At 49.4% G+C, this 4,530-nt stretch carries 5 protein-coding genes; all 5 read left to right on the top strand.

Annotation, left to right across the window (positions count from 1 at the left end):
- Nucleotides 1-1,172: AIR synthase related protein (locus WB217_RS09325; protein ID WP_423992783.1), on the top strand; the 1,172-nt coding region annotated here is incomplete at its 5' end.
- Nucleotides 1,157-2,569 (top strand): amidophosphoribosyltransferase, encoded by a 1,413-nt coding sequence (purF, locus tag WB217_RS09320; RefSeq protein ID WP_423992781.1) that lies wholly within the window; start codon nucleotides 1,157-1,159, stop codon nucleotides 2,567-2,569. The genes WB217_RS09325 and purF, both read left to right, overlap by 16 nt.
- Nucleotides 2,570-2,601: 32 nt before the next feature.
- Nucleotides 2,602-2,754, top strand: coding sequence for a hypothetical protein (locus WB217_RS09315; protein WP_423992779.1), 153 nt, complete (start codon nucleotides 2,602-2,604; stop codon nucleotides 2,752-2,754).
- A gap of 100 nt (nucleotides 2,755-2,854) precedes the next feature.
- The gene (purM, locus tag WB217_RS09310; protein ID WP_423992777.1) at nucleotides 2,855-3,898 is read left to right on the top strand and encodes a phosphoribosylformylglycinamidine cyclo-ligase; all 1,044 of its coding nucleotides are present in this window, start codon (nucleotides 2,855-2,857) and stop codon (nucleotides 3,896-3,898) included.
- Nucleotides 3,899-3,948: 50 nt separating this feature from the next.
- Nucleotides 3,949-4,530 (top strand): phosphoribosylglycinamide formyltransferase (gene purN, locus WB217_RS09305; protein ID WP_423992785.1); only part of this gene is annotated, 582 nt, incomplete at its 3' end.

The raw sequence follows: 4,530 nt of genomic DNA, 5'->3' as shown, positions 1-4,530 counted from the left end.
GAAAAGTGACGGACGACAAGATGCTTCGTCTTTTACATAAAGGGGAAGTTGTTGCCGATGTTCCGGCAGATGCGCTGGCAGAGGAAGCGCCTGTATATTACAAACCTTCTAGTGAACCAGCTTATTACCGTGAGTTCCAGTTGATGAAAAATGAGATTCCTAACGTTGAAAACTATGAAACTACTTTGCTGGATTTGCTGCAGCAGCCGACAATTGCGAGTAAAGAGTGGGTTTATGACCAGTATGATCATATGGTGCGTACGAGCACGGTTGTTTCACCTGGTTCGGATGCGGCTGTCGTGAGAATCCGTGGCACGGAGAAGGGCCTGGCGATGACGACGGACTGCAACTCGCGCTATATCTATCTTGATCCGGAAACAGGCGGGAAGATTGCCGTTGCTGAAGCGGCTCGTAATATTGTTTGTTCCGGCGGTGAACCGCTTGCGATTACGGATTGCCTGAACTTCGGAAATCCGGAAAAGCCGGAGATTTTCTGGCAGTTTGAAAAAGCGGTCGATGGCATGAGTGAAGCGTGCAGGACGCTTGGAACACCAGTAATTGGCGGGAACGTTAGCTTGTATAACGAAACGAATGGAACAGCTGTCTATCCAACACCAGTTGTCGGGATGGTCGGTTTGGTTGAGAATTTGCAGCATGTTACGACGCAGCATTTTAAAAATGCCGGCGATTTGATTTATATGTTGGGTGAAACGAAGGATGAGTTTGGCGGCAGCGAGCTGCAGAAGCTTATGTACGGACGCATTTTTGGAAAGTCGCCTGAGCTTGATTTAGACGTGGAAGCAAGCTATCAGGGACAAATTTTAACAGCGATCAAGAACGGTCTTGTAAAATCAGCGCATGATGTCGCGGAAGGCGGAGTAGCGGTTGCTCTTGCTGAGTCGGTGATTGGCAGCAAGGAGCTTGGAGCTGTGGTTGAACTAGAAGGAAATGCTGTATCGGCATTGTTCAGCGAATCGCAGTCCAGGTTTATTTTATCAGTAAAACCAGAGCATCAAATTGAGTTTGAAAGTTTAACAGACGCAGTGCTAATTGGAAAAGTGGTTGATGCGCCAGTTTTAAAGATTGATGTTAACGGCGAGAACGTGATCAATCAAGATGCAACTGGGCTGAAGAAGGCCTGGAAAGGAGCCATCCCATGCTTGCTGAACTAAAAGGCTTGAATGAGGAATGCGGCGTTTTTGGAATTTGGGGCCATACTGAGGCAGCGCAAATCACTTATTACGGACTTCATAGCCTGCAGCATCGAGGCCAGGAGGGCACTGGCATCGTCGTGACCGATGGCCAGCAGCTTAAGGTCAAGAAGGGTGAAGGACTTGTTAATGAGATTTTCACCGCTGATGTGATGGAAGAGCTTCAGGGTGTTGGCGCGATCGGACATGTGCGCTATGCGACTGCGGGGGGAGGCGGCTATGAGAACGTTCAGCCGCTTCTTTTCCAATCACAAAGCGGCGGTCTTGCGCTTGCACATAATGGCAATCTCGTAAATGCTGATGCGCTACGGAACCAGTTGGAGGCACAGGGCAGTATTTTTCAAACGAGTTCTGACACTGAGGTACTGGCCCATCTAATCAAGCGTGGCGGCTTCAGCCAGCTGAAGGACCGCGTGAAAAATGCGCTTCCGATGCTGAAGGGTGCCTATGCATTTTTGATCATGACAGAAACGGAAATGATGGTCGCGCTTGATCCGCATGGCCTGCGCCCACTGTCATTAGGAAAGCTTGGCGATGCTTATGTAGTAGCTTCCGAAACTTGTGCGTTTGATATTGTCGGCGCTGAGTTTGTCAGGGATGTCCTTCCTGGCGAATTGCTGATCATCGACGGTGATGGTCTCCATTCTGAAATCTATTCTATGAATTCAACGACGGCCATCTGCACGATGGAATATATATATTTTTCACGACCGGACAGCAACATTCATGGAATCAACGTTCATACAGCCCGGAAAAATCTTGGCAAGCAGCTGGCTGTTGAAGTCCCGATTAAGGCAGATGTAGTGACCGGGGTCCCAGATTCAAGTATTTCAGCGGCAATCGGATATGCCGAGGAATCTGGCATTCCTTATGAGCTGGGATTGATTAAGAACCGTTACGTCGGCCGGACGTTCATCCAGCCATCCCAGTCATTGAGGGAGCAGGGCGTTAAAATGAAGCTTTCACCGGTGCGCGGTGTTGTCGAAGGTAAGCGCGTCATTATGGTAGACGATTCAATCGTGCGCGGTACGACAAGCCGCCGTATTGTGAACATGCTTAAGGAAGCAGGTGCGACTGAAGTTCATGTCGTGATTAGCTCGCCGCCGATTCAGAATCCTTGTTTTTACGGAATCGATACTTCAACTCGTGAGGAATTGATTGCATCTGACCATTCTGTTGAAGAAATTCGCGAATTGATTGGCGCGGACTCGCTTACGTTTTTAAGTGTCGAGGGGATGCTTGAGGCGATTGGCCGGAATGAACCAGGGGAAACGCGCGGGCAGTGTCTGGCTTGTTTTACAGGGAAGTACCCGACAGAAATTTATCCTTCGGCGACTCCTGCTGGGCAGAAGTGCTGAATTTTTACCAAATATAGGGTGACGGCACGATTATGGAGAAGTTTTGGGAAATTTACACCGTTTTTTGGGCAATTATGACGAAGTATCGGGAGATTAACACTGTACTTTGGGAGATTATGATCGATGATTGGGAAATTGCATCTGAGGATGTTGCAAACATCCTGAATGAAGGTGCAATTAACTAAGTGAAGGTGCAGTTAAAACGAATTTGTGGTTATCCGTTAAACTATTAAGCAGGAATCAGGAAATTTTAAAAAGAAAACAGCCAAATCGGAGGTAGTGAACATGGCAAACGCGTATAAGCAGGCTGGTGTGGATATTGAGGCTGGGTATGAGGCGGTTGAGCGGATCAAAAAGCATGTGAAGCGGACGGTAAGGCCGGGAGTGATGGGGGCCCTGGGCGGATTTGGCGGGATGTTCGACCTTTCCAGCCTTGGTCTGAAGGAGCCGGTGCTCGTTTCTGGTACGGACGGCGTCGGCACGAAGCTTATGCTCGCCTTCATGATGGACCGGCACGATACATTTGGCATCGATGCGGTGGCGATGTGCGTGAACGACATCGTCGTCCAGGGTGCTGAGCCACTATATTTCCTTGATTACATTGCATGCGGCAAGGCCCAGCCTGAAAAGATCGAGGCGATTGTAAAAGGGATTGCCGATGGCTGCGAGCAGGCAGGATGTGCGCTTGTTGGCGGGGAAACTGCGGAAATGCCAGGCATGTACTCTACTGAGGAATACGATTTAGCTGGTTTTGCGGTTGGTGCCTGCGAGAAGTTAGATATCATTACCGGTGCCGGAATCAAAGCAGGCGATGTATTGATCGGGCTTGCATCAAGCGGGATCCACAGCAATGGCTACTCGCTTGTCCGCAAGGTATTTCTTGAACAGGCTGGCTTGGAGTTAGACCACTATGTGGACGCGTTTGGCTGTACACTTGGCGAGGAGCTTTTAAAGCCAACGCGTATTTATGTAAAATCGGTCCTTGCCGCGCTGAAGCAATATGAAGTCAAGGGGCTTGCCCATATAACAGGGGGCGGCTTTATCGAAAACATTCCGAGGATGCTTCCTGAAGGATTGGGTGCCGACATTGAAGAGGGAAGCTGGGAAATCCAACAGGTATTTAAAACGCTGGAATCCCTTGGGGGACTTGAGCGCCAGGATATGTACAATATTTTTAATATGGGGATTGGCATGGTCGCTGCTGTTGATCCAGCGATCGCGCCGGACGTCCTCCGTTTATTTAACGAAAATGGTGAAATGGCTTCGGTAATTGGTACAGTATCTGGATCTGAAGGGATTCGCATAAAGATGGCTGGTGGCTTGATATGATGTGGGGGAAATTGCGTGCAGCTGCAGACCAGCCTGATGAGAAGCAAACGATGAAGAAAATCGCTGTTTTCGCATCAGGAAGCGGCAGCAATTTTCAGGCAATCGGTGTCGCTATCCAGGCTGGCATCCTGAATGCTGAAATTTGCCTGCTCGTGTGCGACAAGCCTGGCGCTTTTGTGGTGGATCGTGCTGAAATGCTGGGGATACCGGGCCTGGTCATTAACCCGAAGTGGTTTCGGTCAAAGGAAGCATATGAAGCGAAAATTTTACAAAAACTAACCAGTCTTGATGTCGAGCTTGTGGTGCTGGCTGGTTATATGAGGCTGATCGGCCCGACGCTGCTTAAGGCTTTTGAAGGAAGGATCGTCAACATCCATCCCTCGCTGTTGCCAGCATTCCCTGGGAAGGATGCCATTGGCCAGGCGCTGGAAGCTGGTGTGGAGAGAACAGGTGTAACGATCCATTATGTTGATGAGGGAATGGACACAGGCCCTGTCATCGCCCGTGCAGCCGTCACGATCGACGCTGGAGAAACGAGAGAATCACTTCAGAAGAAAATACAGCGGATTGAACACAGCCTGTATCCAGAGGTTTTGGAACAGCTGTTGAATGGAAAAGAGGAGGCAGTACAA

The organism is Mesobacillus sp., from assembly GCF_049588175.1.
In the GTDB taxonomy this organism is placed as follows: Bacteria; Bacillota; Bacilli; order Bacillales; family Cytobacillaceae; genus Mesobacillus.
Note: the sequence above shows the minus strand (reverse complement) of the source record. Positions and strands in the feature narration are given on the sequence as shown.